This is a genomic window from Hydrogenophaga sp. FW305-3-2-15-A-LB1 (genome assembly GCF_058787875.1).
In genome coordinates this window covers 1-18,677 of record NZ_JBYTAE010000061.1, presented here as the reverse complement: position 1 = coordinate 18,677, position 18,677 = coordinate 1, and the positions used below count along the sequence as shown (strand labels likewise).

General features: G+C 65.6%; 14 protein-coding genes and 1 tRNA gene. All 15 read right to left on the bottom strand.

The features are described 5' to 3' along the window. Positions 1-2: 2 nt before the first annotated feature. Entirely contained in the window at positions 3-2,291 is a 2,289-nt protein-coding gene (locus AC3WPZ_RS18570; protein WP_382322952.1) for an ATP-binding protein, read from the bottom strand. Between the two features lie 5 nt (positions 2,292-2,296). After that, entirely contained in the window at positions 2,297-2,980 is a 684-nt protein-coding gene (locus tag AC3WPZ_RS18565; protein WP_382162653.1) for a DUF4390 domain-containing protein, read from the bottom strand. A gap of 34 nt (positions 2,981-3,014) precedes the next feature. Continuing rightward, positions 3,015-4,376: a 16S rRNA (cytosine(967)-C(5))-methyltransferase RsmB gene (gene rsmB / locus AC3WPZ_RS18560; protein WP_492440892.1), complete on the bottom strand. Its 1,362-nt coding sequence runs from the start codon at positions 4,374-4,376 to the stop codon at positions 3,015-3,017. Positions 4,377-4,420: 44 nt separating this feature from the next. Continuing rightward, positions 4,421-5,443, bottom strand: a complete 1,023-nt coding sequence (locus AC3WPZ_RS18555; RefSeq protein ID WP_382162659.1) for a M48 family metalloprotease — start codon at positions 5,441-5,443, stop codon at positions 4,421-4,423. Further along, positions 5,443-6,036, bottom strand: a complete 594-nt coding sequence (locus AC3WPZ_RS18550) for a LemA family protein (RefSeq protein ID WP_382322950.1) — start codon at positions 6,034-6,036, stop codon at positions 5,443-5,445. Before AC3WPZ_RS18550 ends, AC3WPZ_RS18555 begins: the two co-directional genes overlap by 1 nt. A gap of 247 nt (positions 6,037-6,283) precedes the next feature. Continuing rightward, positions 6,284-10,504 carry a DNA-directed RNA polymerase subunit beta' gene (gene rpoC, locus AC3WPZ_RS18545; RefSeq protein ID WP_444688053.1) on the bottom strand — a complete coding sequence of 1,407 codons (4,221 nt, stop codon included), beginning with the start codon at positions 10,502-10,504 and terminating at the stop codon, positions 6,284-6,286. 26 nt (positions 10,505-10,530) lie between these two features. Beyond that, positions 10,531-14,655, bottom strand: a complete 4,125-nt coding sequence (gene rpoB, locus AC3WPZ_RS18540) for a DNA-directed RNA polymerase subunit beta (RefSeq protein WP_291121844.1) — start codon at positions 14,653-14,655, stop codon at positions 10,531-10,533. Positions 14,656-14,963: 308 nt separating this feature from the next. Then, positions 14,964-15,344, bottom strand: a complete 381-nt coding sequence (gene rplL, locus AC3WPZ_RS18535; protein ID WP_291121845.1) for a 50S ribosomal protein L7/L12 — start codon at positions 15,342-15,344, stop codon at positions 14,964-14,966. 43 nt (positions 15,345-15,387) lie between these two features. Beyond that, entirely contained in the window at positions 15,388-15,915 is a 528-nt protein-coding gene (gene rplJ, locus AC3WPZ_RS18530; RefSeq protein ID WP_291121846.1) for a 50S ribosomal protein L10, read from the bottom strand. A gap of 232 nt (positions 15,916-16,147) precedes the next feature. Then, positions 16,148-16,843 (bottom strand): 50S ribosomal protein L1, encoded by a 696-nt coding sequence (gene rplA, locus AC3WPZ_RS18525; protein WP_492440890.1) that lies wholly within the window; start codon positions 16,841-16,843, stop codon positions 16,148-16,150. Beyond that, the gene (gene rplK / locus AC3WPZ_RS18520; protein WP_137922451.1) at positions 16,844-17,275 is read right to left on the bottom strand and encodes a 50S ribosomal protein L11; all 432 of its coding nucleotides are present in this window, start codon (positions 17,273-17,275) and stop codon (positions 16,844-16,846) included. A 116-nt stretch (positions 17,276-17,391) separates the two neighbouring features. Next, entirely contained in the window at positions 17,392-17,958 is a 567-nt protein-coding gene (gene nusG / locus AC3WPZ_RS18515; protein WP_291121848.1) for a transcription termination/antitermination protein NusG, read from the bottom strand. Beyond that, on the bottom strand, positions 17,955-18,338 hold the full coding sequence (secE, locus tag AC3WPZ_RS18510) for a preprotein translocase subunit SecE (protein WP_291121849.1): 384 nt from the start codon (positions 18,336-18,338) through the stop codon (positions 17,955-17,957). The genes nusG and secE overlap by 4 nt, the downstream gene beginning before the upstream one ends. Before the next feature lie 158 nt (positions 18,339-18,496). Next, a tRNA-Trp gene (locus AC3WPZ_RS18505) sits at positions 18,497-18,572 on the bottom strand. A 29-nt stretch (positions 18,573-18,601) separates the two neighbouring features. After that, on the bottom strand, positions 18,602-18,677 hold a 76-nt coding region (locus AC3WPZ_RS18500; protein ID WP_198556962.1), incomplete at its 5' end, for an EF-Tu C-terminal domain-related protein.

The following is an 18,677-nucleotide window of genomic DNA, read 5'->3' as shown; positions in this document are numbered from 1 at the left end:
TGTCAATTTGCAACTGCGAATGATAACGACACTTGCGCGCCGATCACCTTGCCTTCGGTCATGCGGTTGCTCAGATCCACGCGGCCGCCGTGTTCGTCCATGATTTTCTTGACCACCGCAAGGCCCAGGCCGGTGCCCTTGACTTTGGTGGTGACGTAGGGCTCGAACGCCCGTTTGAGAATGTGTTCGGCAAAACCCGGGCCTTCGTCGAGCACCGACAGGCGCACCCACTGGCCGGAGTCGGAGCGCCGGGTGCGCAGCAGCACCTGGGCGTCGGGCACGCCGGCCATGGCGTCCTGCGCGTTCTGCACCAGGTTGTGCAAGGTCTGCCGCACCTGCTGCGGGTCGGCCATGGCCTTGGGCAGGTCGTCGGCGAGTTCCAGGCGCACCGGCACGGCGGCGTTGTCGTACAGCACGACGATGTCGCGCACCAGGGCGTTGAGGTCGACCGGCATGAGTTGCGCGGCGGGCAGGCGCGCGTAGTCGCGGAATTCGTTGACCAGGCGCTTCATCGCATCGACCTGGTCGACGATGGTTTTCACCGACTTGTTGAGAATGGCTTGTTCGGGCGGCTGTACCTTGCCGTCGAGTTTCATGGCCAGGCGCTCGGCCGAGAGCTGGATGGGCGTGAGCGGGTTCTTGATTTCGTGCGCGAGGCGGCGCGCGACCTCGCCCCAGGCCTTGGCGCGCTGGGCGGACACCATTTCCGAGACGTCGTCGAACACCAGCAGGCGTTCGTTGTTGGGCAGCAGGGCGCCGCGCGCGATGAGGGTGATGCCTTCGTCGAAGGGCGTGGTGCCGTCCGCGCTGAGCTCGAAGGACTGCTGCCAGTAGCCGCCTTCGTGTTGCGCCTGGTCGGACAGGAAGCGCTCGAACTGCTGCAGCACGCCGCCGCCAAAGGTCTCCAGTCCCGGCACCTCGGCCAATGGCTGGCCCATGTGCACGGCCAGCGGCGTGTGCAGGATGCGCGCCGCGCCGGGGTTGACGCTGCGCACACGGCCCTGCTCGTCGAGCACGACGACACCGGCGGTGAGGTTGTCCAGGATGGTCTGCAGGTTGTCGCGCGCGGCGTCTACCTGCTCCATGCTTTGCTGCACCGCGGCGCGCGCGTCCGAGAGGTCTTGTGTCATGTGCGCGAAGGTGCGCGTGAGGCTCGCGAGCTCGTCGCGCGAGGTCAGTGCGGTCTTGGGCGCGAGGTTGCCGGCCGCCACTTCGCGCATGCCCTCGGCGAGCACGAGCAGCGGGCGCACCAGCTGGTTGCCCAGCAGCACGGCCAGCAGCACGGCGCCGAACACGGCGAGGAACAGCGCCAGCGTGAGCGTGCCGATGTACATGCGGCGCAGACCTTCGCGGGTGAGCGCGCGCTCCTGGTACTCGCGGTTGGCGACCTGCACGGCCAGCGCGTCCGTCACCAGCGCACCGGGCAGCGGTGCCACCACCTGCAGGTAACGCGGCTCGGCGTTGAAACCGAAGTTGGGCGGGCTCACCAGGGCCAGCACCTTGATGCGCGGTTGGCTGGCCGCGATCAGGGCCTCGATCTCGCCGCTGCCGTCCTCCTCCAGGCCCTCGATCTGGGCCACGACGCGGGCGTTTCGGGCGCTGCGCAGCTGGGCTGGCGTGGGGCGCTCGGGGTTGATGTCGAAACGCGAGCTGCCCGAGCTGCCCAAGGCCTGGCCGTTGGCGCTCCAGAGCACCAGGTCGGTCACGCCGAGCTGTTCGCGCACGCGCTCCAGCGCCAGCACGGCCGACGGGTTGGGCACGCGCGAGAGGCCCTCGGCGGCCACGCGGGTCTTGCTGCTGAGGTCGGCGGTCAAGGTGTCGAGCGTGGTGCGCCCGAGGTTGAGTCCGGCGACCAGCGCGGATTCCACGCGCACGTCGAACCAGCTCTCGATGGAGCGCGAAACGAACTGGTAGGACACGGTGTAGATCAGCAAACCCGGCAGGATGCCGACCAGGCCGATGATGGCGGCGAGCTTGATCAGCAGCCGACTGCCGAACTTGCCGCGTTTCAGGCGCAGGGCCAGGCGCAGGGCCAGCCACAGGATGACGAGCAACAGGAAGGCCGCCACCGCCACGTTGATGCCGACCAGCCAGTTGAAGTTCTGCTCGTAGAACGCGCGGTTGTTGGTGGCCAGGGTGAGCAGGAACAGCAGCACCATGCCCACGCCGGTCATGAACACCAGTCCGGCGCCGATGGCCCAGCGCACAGCGGCGGGCTTGGTCTTGGGGGCGGTGGTGTGGACCGGGGTCACGATGGGGTCCTGGCCGCGCGGGCCGCGCACGCTGGACATGGCCGCTAGCGCGTGGGCTCGCGCACGCTGGGTTCGCCGGTGAGCTCGACGGCGTGAACGCCGCCGGCCGTGTGGTCCGGGGCCTTGTCGGCCTCCGCCCGCCCGGGCACCGGCAGGGTCTGGCGGACTTCCACGGTCCATTCGGGCTGGTTGGCCATGCCGATCTGGAACGGCCGGGGCAGCAGGGTCAGATCCAGCCGGAACGAGAACTCGACTTCATGCTCGGCATCGGGTTCGAGCCGCGCCGCGTCGGCCAGCTTCCAGCGGGCCACGCGGCCCACGCCGGCCAGCGCCTCGTTGAGGGAGTCGAAGTTCTGGTGCAGGGCGTACTGCAGGCCGGCCCCGCCGGAGGCGGCGGCGGTCTCGTTGGACAGGCTCACGCGCCAGCGCCGGGTGAGCGGCTGGTAGGCCAGGCGCAGCGTGCGCGTGGCACTCGCCACGCGCTTGTCGGTCCAGTACCAGCGGGCACGGTAAACGTCGGCATGCCACACGAAATAGAGGGGAACGGCCTTGTACAGGGCGTCTTCGACCACCGGCGCGGGCTGGAGCTCCATGCGGGCCGAGAGGAACAGCGCTTCGGGGGTGCGCTGCAGACCGAGCTGCTCCACCAGCGGGGCCTGGGCGTGCGCGGGCCAGAATGCCAGCAGCGACAGCGCCAGCCCCAGGACAAACCCACGCCATCGGTTCATGGCGCGGGTCCGGCGGGTGGCGATGGGCGGTCGGTCAAGGCAAAGCCTTGTCGATGCGGGCATAGAAGAAACCGTCGTATCCACCTGGAGGATTGTCGTTGAACTCCCCCGACGGGGCGGCCGAACCGGGCAGCAAATGCCCCGGCGAAGGCCGATGAAGCGCGTCGGTGTGGCGCACAAGGAACGACTGGACCTGCCCGTCGCCTTCGGCGCGGAACACCGAGCAGGTGGCGTAGACCAGCCGGCCACCGGGTTTGAGCAACGGCCAAAGGGCTTCGAGCAGGCCGCGCTGCGTGGCCACCAGCGCATCCACGTCGCTGGCGCGGCGCAGCCAGCGCACGTCCGGATGGCGCCGCACGATGCCCGAGGCGGTGCAAGGCGCGTCGAGCAGGATGGCGTCGAACGGCTGAGCGTCCCACCAGGCGGCGGGTTGTGCGGCATCGGCGCTGCGCACCGTGGCTTGCAGGCCCAGGCGCTGCAAGGTGTCTTCGATGCGCTCGCAGCGGCGCGGGTCCACGTCGAGCGCCAGCAGGTTCAGGTCGGCGCGTTCGAGCAAATGGGCGGTTTTGCCGCCGGGGGCGGCGCAGGCGTCGAGCACGCGGTCGGCCGCGGTCCAGGCCCGGCCTTCGAGCAACTGGTCGGCCGCCATCTGGGCGGCGGCGTCCTGCACCGAACAATGGCCCTGGGCAAAACCGGGCAGGCGCTCGACCGGCTGCGGGGCGTCCAGCACCAGGCCATCGCTGCCCGTGGGGGTGGCGGTGAGGCCGATGGCTTCCAGGGCCTGCTGGTAGGCGGCGCGCTCCACGCGGCGGCGGTTCACACGCAACGCCATGGGACCTGGCTGGTTGTTGGCCTCCAGGATGGCTCGCCAGTGCTCGGGGTGGTCGCGCTGCAGGCGCTCGATCCACCACAGCGGGTGGTTCCAGCGCGCGACCGGGTCGGCCGCCACGTGCGCCAGCAGCGCCTCGCGCTCGCGCAGGAAGCGGCGCAGGCAGGCGTTGACGAACGCCGCCTGGCGCTCGGTGCGGCGGTCCTGGCGGGCGGCTTCCACCGCCTGGTTCACCACCGTGTGCGCCGGGTAACGCGGGGCATGTTCGTCGGTCGCGTCCAGCAGCAAGGCCACCGCGCTGGACATCAGGGCCTGCACCGGTGGCGCCGGCTTGCGCTCCACCAACTGGTTCACCAGGGCGCGCGCCGTCCCGAGGTGGCGCAAGGCGTGGAAAGTGAGCGCCTGCACGCCCGGCCGCAGCGCGGGCACCAGCTCGGGCAGCACCTCGCTCAGCGAACGCCCCTGCTCGACCGCGAGCACGCAGCCCGCGGTGTGGCGCAACTGGGTGGCCAGGGTCGGGCCCTGGAGGCTGGGAGCGGTGGGGGTCGGGGAGGCCGGAGCGGTCAAGGCGGGTTCCGTGGCAAGCGCAGACAAAGCGAAGACCGCGAGTGTCACACAGCGCGGGACGGGGTGGCGGGTTCGTCCTCCCTCAGCAGGGGCAGCGGCCCCATGTCACGGCCATAGATGCGGCGGATGCGTTGGGCCAGCGGCGGGTGCGAGTCGAGCCAGTGCTCGGTCTTGCCGCCCGCGTTCGCCACCAGCAGCATGTGCTGCACCATCGAGCCCACCTGGCGCGGCACCACCCCTTCGCGCTGCTGGCTCAGCACCTTGCGCAGCACGCCACCCAGGCCGTCGCGGCTGCGCGTCCATTGCACGGCGCGCGCGTCGGCCAGGTACTCGCGCTGGCGCGAGACGGCGGCCTGCAACGCGTGGCCGGCGAGCCAGCCCAGCCAGCCTGCGGCCATGATGGCGAGGCCGATCAGGGCCGTGATCCAGCGCCGGTCCCGGCTGTCGGGCTCGGCCAGGTCCTGGCCCATGCGAAACAGCATCTCCAGCCCGAACACCATGCCGACCAGCCGCATGTTCAGGCGCGTATCGCCTTCACCGATGTGGCTGAACTCGTGCGCCACCAGGCCCTGCAGTTCGTCTCGGGTCAGGTGGTCGAGCGCGCCCTGGGTCACGGCCACCACCGCGTCGTTCTCGTCCCAGCCGGCCGCGAAGGCGTTGATGCCCTGGTCGCGCGCCAGCACCATGGCCTGCGGCCGTTTCAGGCCCGATGAAATCGCCATTTCGTCGACGATGTTGCAGAAGCGCTGTTCGTCGAGGTCGCCCGAAGGCTGCGCGGGCCGCGCCCCCATCTGCTCGGCCAGGCGCGCCCCGCCGCCGTCGGCCAGGCGGGAGGTCTCCACCCACCAGCCCCCCAGCACGAAGAGCAGCGTGACCCCGGTGTTGACGGAGAAGAAATAGCGGGGGAAGCGCAGTTCGCCGGGCATCCAGAATCCCCAGCTCAGGCCCCAGGCCAGGGCCAGCGCGGCGTTCACCGCCACCAGCAGCAACAGCACGGTGAGGCCGAACGCGAACAGCAGGCGCCGGGTCTCACCCCGGGCGTCGCGCTGGAATTCGAAGAAGCGCATTACAGCTGGATGCGCAAGGCCTCGCGTTCGGCTTCGCTCGTGGTGGACGCCAGCATGGTCAAAGGCTGGAAGCCGAACAGCCGCGCAATGAGCAGCGTGGGGAACTGGGCGGCGGCGTCGTTGAACTCGAGCACGTGGTCGTTGTAGGCCTGGCGCGCGAAACCGACGCGGTTCTCGGTGCTGGTGAGCTCCTCGCTGAGCTCGCGCATGTTCTGGTCGGCCTTGAGATCGGGGTAGTCCTCGACCACCGCGAACAGCTTGCCCAGCGCGCCGCCCAGGGCCTGTTCGGCCCCGGCCAGGGCGCCGAGCGCCCCGGCGTTGAGCGGGCTGCCGGCCGCCGTCTGCTCGGCCGTGCGCGCCTGGTTGCGCGCGGCGATCACCGCCTCCAGCGTCTGGGCCTCGTGGGCCAGGTAGCGGCGTGCCACCTCCACCAGGTTGGGAATCAGGTCGTAGCGGCGCTTGAGCTGCACGTCGATCTGGCCAAACGCGTTGGCGATCGCGTTTTTCAGGCGCACCAGCCGGTTGTAGGCGCCCACGGCCCAGAAGAACAGCACCAGGCCCACGGCCAGGAAGACCCACAGCGAGACGGACATGTTCGGAACTCCTTGTTGTTGGTGTGAACCGCCTGCCGTGCGGCAAGCGCGGCCAATATACCCCGCAGGGCATCACCCGTGCCTGCGCGCGCGCCATGAAAAAAGCCCCCGGTCGGATGACCGGGGGCTTCTGTTGGCTCGAAGGCGAAAGTGCCCCTGTCCAGAAACACCGCGGAACCGGCTTTGCCGGGCCGCAGGTGTTGCCCCCTTGAGGGGGCGGCGCATAGCGCCGCAGGGGTGGGCTTGCTTACTCGGCGTCGTGGGTGCTCGATGCGTCGGCCTGATCGGCCTGGTCGGCAGCCAGCGAGATCGCGTCGGCTTCGGCGATGGCACGGCGTTCTTCGTCGTCCATCTTCTCCTTGACCTTGCGCGCCTCGTGGTAGGCCATGCCGGTACCGGCCGGGATCAGACGACCCACGATCACGTTTTCCTTCAGACCACGCAGTTCGTCGCGCTTGCCCATGATGGCCGCTTCGGTCAGCACCCGGGTGGTTTCCTGGAAGGAAGCGGCCGAGATGAACGAGTCGGTGGACAGCGAGGCCTTGGTGATGCCCAGCAGGATGTTGCTGTACACCGCCGGCAGCTTGCCATCGGCACGCAGCGCGTCGTTGGTGTTGAGGATTTCCGAGCGCTCGACCTGTTCACCGGCGATGTAGCTGGAATCACCCACGCTGTCGACGACCACACGGCGCAGCATCTGGCGAACGATCACCTCGATGTGCTTGTCGTTGATCTTCACGCCCTGCAGGCGGTAGACATCCTGCACTTCGTCGACGATGTAGCGGGCCAGCTCTTCCATGCCCAGCAGGCGCAGGATGTCTTGCGGATCGGCCGGGCCGTCCACCACGCTCTCGCCCTTGTTGACCACCTGGCCTTCGTGCACCAGGATGTTCTTTTCCTTGGGGATGAGGTCGTCCCACACCTTGCCTTCGGGATCGGTGATCTGCAGGCGAACCTTGCCCTTGGTCTCCTTGCCGAACGACACGGTGCCGGTCATCTCGGCCAGCATGCCCTTGTCCTTCGGGCTGCGGGCTTCGAACAGCTCGGCCACCCGCGGCAGACCGCCGGTGATGTCTCGCGTCTTCTGGCCTTCGACCGGGATGCGCGCCAGCACTTCGCCGGGGCCCACGTCCTGGCCATCGCGCACCTGGATCAGCGAGCCGATCTGGAAGCCGATGGTCACCGAGTGGTCGGTGCCAGGGATCTTCACCTCGTTGCCCGAGCCGTCGATCAGCTTGACCTGCGGACGGACCACCTTGGCCACGCCGCGGCGCTTCGGATCGATCACCACCAGGGTGGACAGGCCGGTGACATCGTCCACCTGCTTGGCCACGGTGAGGCCTTCCTCGACGTTCTCGAACTTCACCTGACCGGCGAATTCCGTGATGATCGGGCGCGTCAGCGGATCCCAGTTGGCCAGGATCGCACCGGCCTTGATGGTCTGGTCGGCCTTGACCGACAGGATCGCACCGTAAGGCACCTTGTGGCGCTCGCGCTCACGGCCGTGTTCGTCGTGAATGACGATCTCGCCCGAACGCGCGATCACGACCAGCTCACCCTTGGTGTTGGTCACGTAGCGCATGGTGGCGTTGAAGCCGATCACGCCGCTGGACTTGGCTTCCACGCTGGAGGCCACCGCCGCGCGCGACGCTGCACCACCGATGTGGAAGGTGCGCATGGTCAGCTGCGTGCCGGGTTCGCCGATCGACTGCGCGGCGATCACGCCGACCGCTTCGCCGATGTTGACCAGGCCACCGCGGCCCAGGTCGCGGCCGTAGCACTTGGCGCAGATGCCGAAGCGGGTTTCGCAGGTCAGCGCGGTGCGCACCTTCACTTCGTCCACCGCGGCGGCTTCGAGCACGTCGAGCAGGTCTTCGTCGAGCATCTCGCCGGCGGGCACCAGCATCTGGCGCGTTTCCGGGTGGATCACCTCCTCGGCCGTGGTGCGGCCCAGGATGCGGTCGCGCAGCGACTCGATCACTTCACCGCCCTCGACGATGGCGCGCATCAGCGTGCCATTGGACGTGCCGCAGTCCTGCTGGTTGACCACCAGATCCTGCGTCACATCCACCAGACGGCGGGTGAGGTAGCCGGAGTTGGCCGTCTTCAGCGCCGTGTCGGCCAGACCCTTTCGGGCGCCGTGGGTGGAGATGAAGTACTGCAACACGTTGAGGCCTTCACGGAAGTTCGCCGTGATGGGGGTCTCAATGATCGAGCCGTCAGGCTTGGCCATCAGGCCGCGCATGCCGGCCAGCTGGCGGATCTGCGCCGCGGAACCGCGGGCGCCCGAGTCGGCCATCATGTAGATGGAGTTGAACGACTCCTGGTCCACTTCCTTGCCGCTGCGGTCGGTGGTCTTCTGCTTGGCCAGCTGGGCCATCATGACCTTGGAGATCTCGTCACCGGCCTTGCCCCAGATGTCCACCACCTTGTTGTAGCGCTCGCCCGCGGTCACCAGACCGGAGGCGTACTGCTGGGCGATTTCCTTCACCTCGTTTTCGGCGCGGTCGATGATGGCCGGCTTTTCCTTGGGCACCAGCATGTCGTCCACGGCGATCGAGATGCCGGCGCGCGTGGCCAGACGGAAACCGTTCTGGAGCAGCTTGTCGGCGAACACGACGGTTTCCTTCAGACCGCACTTGCGGAACGAGGTGTTGATCAGGCGCGAGATTTCCTTCTTCTTCAGCGCCTTGTTCAGCACCTCGAAGGGCAGGCCACGCGGCAGGATCTCGGACAGCAGCGCACGACCGACCGTGGTGTCCACCAGCGAGGTGGAGGCCACAAACTCGCCGCTGGCCTTGTCCAGCGTGTGCTGGGTCAGGCGCACGGCAATCTTCGAGGTGATCTCGACCACACCGTTGTCCAGCGCGCGCTGCAGCTCGGCCAGGTCGGCAAAGTACATGCCTTCGCCCTTGGCATTGATGCGCTCGCGGGTGGCGTAGTACAGACCCAGCACCACGTCTTGCGACGGCACGATGGAGGGTTCGCCGTTGGCCGGGAACAGGATGTTGTTCGAGGCCAGCATCAGCGTGCGGGCTTCGAGCTGGGCTTCCACGGACAGCGGCACGTGAACGGCCATCTGGTCACCGTCGAAGTCGGCGTTGAAGGCCGCGCAGACCAGCGGGTGCAGCTGGATCGCCTTGCCTTCGATCAGGATCGGCTCGAACGCCTGGATGCCCAGGCGGTGCAGCGTCGGTGCGCGGTTGAGCATCACCGGGTGTTCCTTGATCACCTCTTCCAGGATGTCCCACACCACCGGCGTGCCGGCTTCCACTTCCTTCTTCGCGGCCTTGATGGTGGTCGCGATGCCCATGGCTTCCAGGCGCGAGAAGATGAAAGGCTTGAACAGTTCGAGCGCCATCAGCTTGGGCAGGCCGCACTGGTGCAGCTTGAGCGTGGGGCCGACCACGATGACCGAACGGCCCGAGTAGTCGACGCGCTTGCCCAGCAAGTTCTGGCGGAAGCGGCCGCTCTTGCCCTTGATCATGTCGGCCAGCGACTTCAGCGCGCGCTTGTTGGCGCCCGTCATGGCCTTGCCACGGCGGCCGTTGTCCAGCAGCGAGTCCACGGCTTCCTGCAGCATGCGCTTCTCGTTGCGCGCGATGATCTCGGGCGCCTTGAGTTCGAGCAGGCGGCGCAGGCGGCTGTTGCGGTTGATGACGCGGCGGTACAGGTCGTTCAGGTCGGAGGTCGCGAAGCGGCCGCCGTCCAGCGGCACCAGCGGACGCAGGTCCGGCGGCAGCACGGGCAGCACGTCGAGCACCATCCACTCGGGCTTGATGCCGGACTTCTTGAAGGCTTCCAGCACCTTCAGGCGCTTGGCGTTCTTCTTGATCTTGAGTTCGGAGCCGGTCAGGTCGTTGCGCAGCTTCTCGATCTCGATGTCGAGGTCGATCGCCTGCAGCAGTTCCTTGATGCCCTCGGCGCCCATCTTGGCGATGAATTCGTCGCCGAATTCCTTGCGCTTGGCGTCGTAGTCGTCCTCGCTCATGATCGCGAACTTCTTCAGCGGGGTCATGCCTGGATCGACGATCACATACGCTTCGAAGTACAGCACGCGTTCGATGTCGCGCAGCGTCATGTCCAGGATCAGGCCCAGGCGCGACGGCAGCGACTTCAGGAACCAGATGTGGGCGCAGGGCGCGGCCAGGTCGATGTGACCCATGCGCTCGCGACGCACCTTGGTCTGCGTGACTTCAACGCCGCACTTCTCGCAGATGACACCGCGGTGCTTGAGGCGCTTGTACTTGCCGCACAGGCATTCGTAGTCCTTGATGGGACCGAAGATCTTGGCGCAGAACAGGCCGTCGCGCTCGGGCTTGAACGTGCGGTAGTTGATGGTCTCGGGCTTCTTGACTTCACCGAAGGACCACGAGCGGATTTTTTCCGGCGAGGCCAGGCCGATGCGGATCGCATCGAAGTGCTCGTCGGGCGTGAACTGCTTGAACAGGTCGAGCAAAGATTTCATGGGTTGCTTTCCTTAAGTTCGGTGAATCAGGAACGTTCCAGCTCGATGTCGATACCGAGCGAGCGGATTTCCTTGACCAGCACGTTGAACGACTCGGGCATGCCCGCGTCGATCGTGTGCTCGCCCTTGACGATGGATTCGTACACCTTGGTGCGGCCTTGCACGTCGTCGGACTTGACGGTGAGCATTTCCTGCAGGATGTACGAAGCGCCGTAGGCTTCCAGCGCCCACACTTCCATTTCGCCGAAGCGCTGGCCGCCGAACTGCGCCTTGCCGCCCAGCGGCTGCTGGGTCACGAGCGAGTACGGGCCGGTGGAACGGGCGTGCATCTTGTCGTCGACCAAGTGGTGCAGCTTCAGGAAGTGCATGTAGCCCACGGTGGTCTTGCGCTCGAAGGCGTCACCCGTGCGGCCGTCGTACAGCTGCGCCTGGGTGCGGGTCTCGGTCAGGCCCTTGAGTTGAGCGATGTCGTCCGGGTAGGCCAGCTTGAGCATCGCGCGGATCTCGTCTTCCGAGGCACCGTCGAACACCGGGGTGGCGAACGGCACGCCGGTCTGCAGGTTCTCGGCCATCTCGATCACCTCGGCATCGCTCAGCGCGGCCAGGGTTTCCTTCTTGCCAGCCGAGTTGTAGACGGTCTCGAGGAACTTGCGCAGCTCGGCCACCTTGGCCTCGGCTTGCAGCATGTCGCCGATGCGCTGGCCCAGGCCCTTGGCGGCCCAGCCCAGGTGGACTTCAAGCACCTGGCCCACGTTCATGCGCGAAGGCACGCCCAGCGGGTTGAGCACGATGTCGGCGGGGGTGCCGTCGGCCATGTGAGGCATGTCCTCCACGGGCACGATCTTGGAGACCACGCCCTTGTTGCCGTGGCGGCCGGCCATCTTGTCACCCGGCTGCAGGCGGCGCTTGACGGCCAGGTAGACCTTGACCATCTTGAGCACGCCAGCGGGCAGCTCGTCGCCCTGCGTGAGCTTCTTGCGCTTCTCTTCGAACGCGAGGTCGAAGCTGTGGCGCGTCTGCTCCATCGAGTTCTTGATGGACTCGAGCTGGGCGGCCACGGTCTCGTCGGCCGGGCGGATGTCGAACCAGTGGTACTTCTCGACGTCGTCCAGGTAGGCCTTGTCGATGGTCGTGCCCTTGGACAGCTTCTTCGGGCCACCGTTGGCGATCTTGCCGGTCAGCAGCTTCTCGATCCGGTCGAAGGCGTCGGCTTCCACGATGCGCAGCTGGTCGTTGAGGTCCAGGCGGAAGCGCTTGAGTTCGTCGTCGATGATCTGCTGGGCGCGCTTGTCGCGCGTGATGCCTTCGCGGGTGAACACCTGCACGTCGATCACGGTGCCTTGCGAGCCCTGATCCACGCGCAGCGAGGTGTCCTTCACGTCGGAGGCCTTCTCGCCGAAGATCGCGCGCAGCAGCTTCTCTTCGGGCGTCAGCGTGGTCTCGCCCTTGGGCGTGACCTTGCCCACCAGCACGTCGCCGGGCAGCACTTCGGCGCCCACGTAGATGATGCCGGAGTCGTCCAGGCGGTTGAGCTGCTGCTCGGCCAGGTTGGGGATGTCGCGGGTGATTTCTTCCGCGCCCAGCTTGGTGTCGCGCGCCATGACCACCAGTTCCTCGATGTGGATCGAGGTGTAGCGGTCGTCGGCGACCACGCGTTCGGAGATCAGGATCGAATCTTCGAAGTTGTAGCCGTTCCAGGGCATGAAGGCGATCAGCATGTTCTGCCCGATCGAGATCTCACCCAGGTCGGTCGACGCGCCGTCGGCGATCACGTCACCCGAGGCCAGCTTGTCGCCCTTCTTGACGATGGGACGCTGGTGGATGTTGGTGTTCTGGTTGGAGCGCTGGTACTTGATGAGGTTGTAGATGTCCACACCCACTTCACCGGCCACGGCTTCAGCGTCGTTCACGCGGATCACGATGCGGGTCGCGTCCACGTAGTCGACCACGCCGCCGCGCTTGGCGGTGACGACGGTGCCGGAGTCGATCGCGGCCACGCGCTCGATGCCGGTGCCCACCAGGGGCTTCTCGGGACGCAGCACGGGCACGGCCTGGCGCGACATGTTGGCGCCCATCAGCGCGCGGTTCGCATCGTCGTGCTCGAGGAACGGCACCAGCGAGGCGGCCACGGAGACGATCTGCGCGGGCGACACGTCCATGTACTGGATGGTGTCGGCCGGCGTCAGGATCGATTCACCCTTTTCACGCGCGGAGATCAGGTCACCGGTCAGGCGGCCTTCGGCGTCGAGCGCGGCGTTGGCCTGGGCGATGACGTACTTGCCTTCTTCGATGGCCGACAGGTAGTCGATCTGGTTCGTCACCTTGCCATCGATCACGCGGCGGTACGGCGTTTCGATGAAGCCGTATTCGTTCAGGCGCGCGTACAGGGCCAGCGAGTTGATCAGACCGATGTTCGGGCCTTCCGGCGTTTCGATCGGGCAGACGCGGCCGTAGTGGGTCACGTGCACGTCGCGCACTTCGAAGCCGGCGCGTTCGCGGGTCAGACCGCCCGGGCCCAGGGCCGAGACGCGGCGCTTGTGCGTGATCTCGGCGAGCGGGTTGGTCTGGTCCATGAACTGCGACAGCTGCGACGCACCGAAGAACTCCTTAAGCGCCGCGGAAATCGGCTTGGAGTTGATCAGGTCGTGCGGCATCAGCGGCTCTTGCTCGGCCTGGCCGAGGCGTTCCTTCACGGCCTTCTCGATGCGGGCCAGGCCGGTGCGGTACTGGTTTTCGGCCAGTTCGCCGACGCAGCGCACGCGGCGGTTGCCCAGGTGGTCGATGTCATCGACTTCGCCACGGCCGTTGCGCAGGTCCACCAGGATCTTGACCACGGCCAGGATGTCGTCGTTGGACAGCACCATGGGGCCGGTGGATTCGTCGCGGCCCACGCGGGCGTTGAACTTCATGCGGCCCACGCGCGACAGGTCGTACGTGTCCGGGTTGTAGAACAGGCGGTGGAACAGGGCCTGCACGGCGTCTTCGGTCGGCGGCTCGCCGGGGCGCATCATGCGGTAGATGGCCACGCGCGCGGCGAACTCGTCGGCGGTTTCGTCGATGCGCAGGGTCTGCGAGATGTAGGCGCCCTGATCGAGTTCGTTGGTGTACAGGCACTGCAGGTCCTGCACGCCGGCGGTGCGCAGCTTCTTCAGCAGCGCTTCGGTCAGCTCTTCGTTGGCCTTGGCGATGATCTCGCCGGTGTCGGTGTCCACGATGTTGCGCGCCACGACGCGGCCGATCATGAAATCTTCCGGCACGCTGATGTGCGTGGTGCCCGACTGCTCGAGTTCGCGGGTGTGGCGCACGGTGATGCGCTTGTCCTTGGCGACCACGACCTTGCCGCTCTTGTCGGTGATGTCGAAACGCGCCACTTCACCGCGCAGGCGCTCGGGCACGAAGGCCATCTGCGCGCCGCTGTCCATCAGGCGGAAGTGGTCGTTGACGAAGAAGTTGGCCAGGATGGCTTCCGGCGTCAGGCCGATGGCCTTGAGCAGGATGGTGACCGGCATCTTGCGGCGACGGTCGACGCGGAAGAACAGCACGTCCTTCGGGTCGAATTCGAAGTCGAGCCAGGAGCCGCGGTACGGAATGATGCGAGCGGAGAACAGCAGCTTGCCCGAGCTGTGCGTCTTGCCCTTGTCGTGTTCGAAGAACACACCCGGCGAACGGTGCAACTGAGACACGATCACGCGCTCGGTGCCGTTGATGATGAAGGAGCCCTTCTCGGTCATCAGGGGCACTTCGCCCATGTAGACCTCTTGCTCCTTCACTTCCTTGATCACCTTGGATTGCGCGGTCGAGGACTCGCGGTCATAGATGATCAGCTGGACGCGAGCACGCACGGCGGACGCGAAGGTCAGGCCGCGGGTCTGGCATTCGCGCACGTCGAACGCGGGCTTGGCCAGGTTGTACTCGACGAACTTCATCTCCACGAAACCGTTGTGGGAGACGATGGGGAAAGCGGCCTCGAACGCGGCCTGCAGGCCTTCGTTGGTGCGTTTCTTCGGTGCGCTGTCGGCTTGCAGGAACGCGGTGTACGCGTCCTTCTGCATTTGCAGGAGGTAAGGAATCGCGAGGACGTTTTCGCGGGTACCAAAGCTCTTGCGGATGCGCTTGCGTTCGGTGTATGAGTATTTCGATGCTGAGGCCATGAGATCTCCGGGCTTGAGGTCTGCGGCGACTGTCTTGCCTACCAGGGACGGATTCCTGGTGGCTTTCTTGGTGGCTGGCCTCTACCAACCATTGGCGGACGGCCTGTGCATTGCACACAGGCCCGAACCAAGTCGTTTTCTGCAGTCGGGGTCAGAAAACACTGCTAAGAAGACTCGAAAAATCTGCTTAGCGGTGTTTCAACAAAACACTCAAAAGCCGTTTCGTGAGACGGGCTTTTGGGTGTGCTCTGAAAGCACCAAAGGCTGGAGGCCCTTGTCGAGCACTCCAGCCCCTGAAACCGGGCGAATTACTTCAGCTCGGCCTTGGCGCCGGCTTCCACCAGCTTCTTGACAGCGGCTTCGGCGTCGGCCTTGGCGATCGCTTCCTTGACGTTCTTCGGTGCGCCGTCGACCAGGTCCTTGGCTTCCTTGAGGCCCAGGCCGGTGATTTCGCGCACGGCCTTGATGACGGAGACCTTGTTCGCGCCGGCTTCGACCAGCACGACGTTGAATTCGGTCTTCTCTTCAGCGGCTGCGGCAGCACCACCGCCAGCGCCGCCGGCAGCAGGAGCGGCCATGGCGGCAGCGCTCACACCAAACTTCTCTTCGATGGCTTTCACCAGTTCGTTGAGTTCCATGACCGTCATGCTGTCCAGCGCGGTCAAAAATGCGTCTTTATCGAATGCCATTTTGATTTCCTAACAATTGGTTTGAATGAAAGTGCCGCGCCACTCAGGCAGCAGCCGCTTCTTCGGCTGCCGGTGCGGCAGCGCCTTCGCCTTTTTTGGCCGCCAGCGCGCCCAGCACCACGGCCGTGCGCGAAATGGGCGACATCAGCAAGCCACACAGCTGCGCCAACAGGACTTCCTTCGAAGGAATGCTGGCAAGCGTCTTCACGCCGTTGACGTCCAGGGCCTTGCCTCCGTACACACCGCCGCGGATCACCAGCTTGTCGTTGGTTTTCGCGAAATCGGCCACCACCTTCGCGGCGGCCACAGCGTCTTCAGAGAAGCCATAGATCAGCGGGCCGGTCATCTGGTCAGCGGCCACTTCAAACGGGCTGCCAGCCACCGCACGGCGGGCCAGGGTGTTCTTCAACACACTCAGGCTCACACCATTGCTGCGGGCTGTCACGCGCAGTTTGTCCATGTTCGCGACCGTGATGCCACGGTATTCCGCCATCACGAGCGTTTGAGCTTTTGCGGCGAGGCTGGTCACTTCGGAAATGACCGCTTCTTTCTCACTGCGATTCAGACTCAAGGTCTACTCCTTAAATGTGCCCTCGGTCCTTCAAGACCTGGGGCACGCCTCATTGCAGCGATTCAACTGTTTCGGAACGGATTCCATCTGCAGCGGGATCGCCATCTGCGTTGGCTTGTCACAATTAAGCCGGCTTGCACCAGCACCAACGGTCTTGGATGGCCCCCAGATCGGCTTTCGCCAGCCCGGGGCCCACCACACCCAGGCCCCGAAGGGCCCGAATTTCTTGCGATTACGCCGAGATGGACTGGGTGTCCACGCGGACGCCCACACCCATCGTCGACGACACCGCCACCTTGCGCAGGTACACACCCTTGCTGGTGGCGGGCTTGGCCTTGGTCAGCGCGTCGAGCAGTGCCACCAGGTTGCCCTGGAGCTTGTCGGCGTCGAACGAGCGGCGGCCGATCGTGCCGTGCACGATGCCGGCCTTGTCGACGCGGAACTGCACCTGGCCCGCCTTGGCGTTGCGCACGGCTTGCGCCACATCGGGCGTCACGGTGCCAACCTTGGGGTTGGGCATCAGGCCGCGCGGGCCCAGCACCTGACCCAGGGTACCGACGATGCGCATGGCGTCCGGCGAGGCGATGACCACGTCGAAGTTCATGTTGCCGGCCTTGATGTCGGCGGCGAGGTCGTCCATGCCGACGATGTCGGCACCGGCGGCCTTGGCTTCTTCGGCCTTGGCGCCTTGGGCGAACACGGCCACGCGCTTGGTCTTGCCGGTGCCGTTGGGCATCACGACAGCGCCACGCACCACCTGGTCCGACTTCTTGGCATCCACGCCCAGCTGGATCGCCACGTCGATAGACTCATCGAACTTGGCGTTCGCGCATTCCTTGATGATCGCCAGGGCGTCGGCCAGGCTGTACAGCTTGTTGCTGTCGACCTTGCCTTCGAAGGCTTTCTGTTTTTTGGTCAGCTTGGCCATTTACACGCCCTCCACAATCACGCCCATCGAGCGAGCCGAACCGGCGATGGTGCGCACAGCAGCGTCCACATCGGCAGCGGTCATGTCCTTCATCTTGGTCTTGGCGATCTCTTCGAGCTGGGCCCGGGTGATCTTGCCGACCTTGTTCTTGTTGGGCACCGAGGAGCCCTTGTCCAGCTTGATGGCCTTCTTGATCAGGGTCGTCGCGGGCGGCGTCTTGATGATGAAGGTGAAGCTCTTGTCCGCGAAGGCCGTGATCACCACGGGCAGCGGCAGACCGGGCTCGACGCCCTGGGTCTGGGCGTTGAACGCCTTGCAGAACTCCATGATGTTCAGGCCGCGCTGACCCAGCGCCGGACCGATCGGGGGAGAGGGGTTGGCCTTACCAGCTGGCACTTGCAGCTTGATGAAGCCGACGATTTTTTTCGCCATTTTTTAGCTCCTGCGAGTGCAGACGGTTGCCATCAAGACAACCTCCTCGCGGTTGGGGACCCGGGAAAGAAACAATGGCACAGGCGTCGGGCCGACCCGCCTGTGCCACGAAAGATTCAGGTCTTTTCGACCTGGCTGAATTCCAGCTCCACCGGCGTGGCACGACCGAAGATGGTCACCGACACGCGCATCTTGTTCTTCTCGTAGTTGACTTCTTCGACGGTGCCGTTGAAGTCGGTGAACGGACCTTCCTTGACGCGCACGTACTCGCCGACCACGAACTCGACCTTGTGGCGCGGCTTGTCGGTGCCTTCCTGCATCTGGTTGACGATCTTCTGAACGTCTTCCTCGGAGATCGGCGCCGGGCGGTTCTTCGCGCCACCCACGAAACCGGTCACCTTGTTGGTGTGCTTCACCAGGTGCCAGGTGTCGTCGTCCATCACCATTTCCACCAGCACGTAGCCGGGGAAGAACTTGCGCTCGGTGGTGCGCTTCTGGCCGTTCTTCATCTCCACCACTTCTTCGGTGGGGACCAGGATGCGGCCAAACTTGTCTTGCATGCCGGCGCGGTTGATGCGCTCGACGATGTTGCGCTCGGCCGCCTTTTCCATGCCGGAGTAGGCATGGACCACGTACCAGCGCATGCCTTCAGCGGCCACGGGACTGTGTTGCTCGGTCATCATTTCCTCCAGCCCAGGATCAGGTCGTAAAACAGCCATTCGACGGTCTTGTCGGTCAGCCACAGGAACAGGGCCATCACGAACACGAACGCAAACACATAGGCCGTCATCTGGATGGCCTCCTTGCGCGCCGGCCAGACCACCTTCTTGACCTCACGCCAGGCGTCACGGCCGAAGGCGATCAGCTGCTTGCCCGACTCGGACACCGCGAACACCACCACGGCCGCGCCCAGCAGCACGATCAGCGCACCCCATTGCGCCAGCGCACCGCGCGAGGACAGCAGGTAGAACGCCACGAACGAGCCCAGCAACAGCGCGATCGCCGCCGCCAGCTTGGCCTTGTCGGCGCCGGTGTGGACGGTTTGAACTTCGGAAGTGGCCATGAGGATCCAGACAATTCGTATCAAAAGGCGCGTCCAAAACCCGAAAGCTTGAGACACGCAAGCCCACCAGAGGTCTTCACGACTTCGGTGGGCTTGTTAACCACTCAACAGGGTGGATTCAGGTTCCTGGCTTCAGGTTCCGGCGACATCCTGTCGGGTGGCAGGGGCAGTAGGAATCGAACCTACAACCTTCGGTTTTGGAGACCGACGCTCTGCCAATTGAGCTATACCCCTACTGGCTTCTGCCCCACAAAGGGCTTTTCTTACGCGATGATTTTGGCGACGACGCCGGCGCCGACGGTGCGGCCGCCTTCGCGGATGGCAAAGCGCAGGCCTTCT